The sequence below is a fragment of the Gordonia sp. PvP123 genome, assembly GCF_040547295.1.
Taxonomy (GTDB): domain Bacteria; phylum Actinomycetota; class Actinomycetes; order Mycobacteriales; family Mycobacteriaceae; genus Gordonia; species Gordonia terrae.
Map to the genome: position 1 here is coordinate 1 of NZ_JBEPPN010000031.1, position 2,225 is coordinate 2,225.

The 2,225-nt window shown below is 66.0% G+C and carries 2 protein-coding genes; both read left to right on the forward strand.

What is annotated here, in order from left to right:
• The first annotated feature begins 223 nt into the window (after positions 1-223).
• Positions 224-1,177 (forward strand): adenylate/guanylate cyclase domain-containing protein, encoded by a 954-nt coding sequence (locus ABIC25_RS24895; protein ID WP_354563586.1) that lies wholly within the window; start codon positions 224-226, stop codon positions 1,175-1,177.
• A gap of 234 nt (positions 1,178-1,411) precedes the next feature.
• Positions 1,412-1,723 (forward strand): hypothetical protein, encoded by a 312-nt coding sequence (locus ABIC25_RS24900; protein WP_239399009.1) that lies wholly within the window; start codon positions 1,412-1,414, stop codon positions 1,721-1,723.
• The last annotated feature ends 502 nt before the right edge of the window (positions 1,724-2,225 follow it).

The following is a 2,225-nucleotide window of genomic DNA, read 5'->3' on the forward strand; positions in this document are numbered from 1 at the left end:
CGAGCGACGGCACGCCGCACGCACTGGCGCAACCTGCACGGCTACTCGAGATGGACTGGGTCGAGTCCTCTCATCTGTTTCTACTCAGCCTTGTTCTGTGCCGATAAGATACATTATGTCAAGTAGAACACTGCATATTGCATCAGATGCATCAGGCCAGCCGGTGTCACCGATGACGCGGCGGTGTCGGTCTCGCGATGAGCGGGGCCACTAGACTCAAGGCGTGACCGGAGCCGACGACTCGACACGTGATCGCGACCGCGACGGTCTCCCGGATCCCGGTCCGACCGACGACGATGCGACATCCGCCGCGGACGGCCCGGACGAACCCTCCGCAGCGAACGATAGGACCGGTGGGTCGACCCGTCGTCGGGGCGACCGGCTTCCCGCCCGACGCGACGATCCCGACCGTCCCGGACCCGGGCGCCGGATGGCCGACCTGCTGGCCCGCACCGACTCCAGCGCCGGGGTCGTCAAGGCGGCTCGCGCCGCACGAGATCTGATCCCGCACAACGAGAACCCGATCACCGGGCCGCGTGCATCCGACCGCGTGGCACGCCTCATCAGCGAGTCCCGGCCCGAGAAACCCAGTGCCATACGAGAGCTCGGCCTCGCATCGGTCCAGGTGTGGCAGGCGTTGGTGACCACACGACGTCGTCGATCCGATCGCACCCCAGTCCCCGCCACCATCTTGTTCACCGATCTCGTCGGATTCTCGACGTGGGCCCTGCATGCCGGAGACGACCAGGTCCTCCGACTCCTGCGCGACGTCAACGACGTCACCGAGAACATCGTGCGCAGCCGCGGCGGACGCATCGTCAAACATCTCGGCGACGGGACGATGGCCGTGTTCGTCGACGGTGTCGAGGCGATCGAGGCCGGTCACGAGGTGATCGTCGCCGTGAGTGCCCTGACGGTCGGGGGCTACCGGCCACAGCTGCGAGCCGGTCTCCACACCGGCGAACCGCGGGCGGTCGGTGACGATTTCCTCGGTGTCGATGTGAACGTCGCCGCTCGGGTCGCGGCAGCCGCGGGAGCCGGTGAGCTGTTGGCCAGCGGAGCGACCGTGGAGGCCGCCGGCGCCGATCGGTATGCCACTCGTCGCCGGCGATTCCGCGCCAAGGGGGTACCGCGCGACATCGAGGTGTTCGCCGTCGTGCCCCGCTACTCCGACTGATCGATCCCCGACTCATGAAGGTCCGACAGTCGAATCCTTGGATCGCGACCAACAAGCCTTACGTCAGACATCGCCGAGAACCGTTCTCCCCCAGCCTCATCGAGGTGCCAATCATCCCCTCATGCCAACTACCGTTAGAGGGAGCCCGCCAGCGGTACGAGGTCACCCCACCACGGCCTGTTCGCGACGGCCGGGACGGTCAATACTTCCGCCCAGTCGCTGGCGACGGATAGATTGTGGGCTGTGCTGCTAGCTGAGGCCGGACTGTCCGAATGTGCGCGCGATGCTGCGTGCAGCGCGGACTTCAACCGGCCGTTCTACTTCGCCTTCGCGATGCTCGTCCTGTTTTCCGTCTGGAGCACTCTGGCGATGTTTGCGACAGTCGACGTCATCAGTCGTCATCTCGGCCTGCGACGCAGCGTGACATGGCTTGGCGTCGTGTGGATCGTTCCGATCGTCGGCGCGGCCACGTGGCGGTTGAGCCGGTCGCGATGGCTGATTCGACTATGGCGCGGCGACGGTTCTGTCAGCTCGACGACCGTCTGAGCCCGGCCGACGCTACGAGGTGACCTCATAGCTGCCCTGCCTCGATCGCAACCGTAAACACGATCGCGTCGCCCGCGGCCAGTACGTCAGACGCGCATCGGCCTGTGTTCAGAAACCAGCCCGCGAGGAGCTGGACCGTTGGACGGTTCCCATGCCCCTAGGGCGCCACGGGATAGTGGCTCGCGATGCGCCCCAGTCGTCGTTCACATGCACAGAGATCCGACAGCGCGGCCCGTTGGCAGCCTCGCCGAGCGACTGCACCCGCCCCTGCCCGATCGCGCGGGCGATGTACGCGGCCGACAGCGCCTGGCGCGCATCGCTGCGTGAGATCACCATTGCCGATCTGGTGACAGAGGTCGATTCGGATGGGGACGTACTCTCGCCGGTGCGAGCTTGGTTGACCGGGACTCGTGTCATTTGCCACGGTGAAGGGACCGCTGTGAGCTGATTTTTGCCATGTGGATGGGACCACCTGGATTGCCAGTTATGGGACCACCGGCGC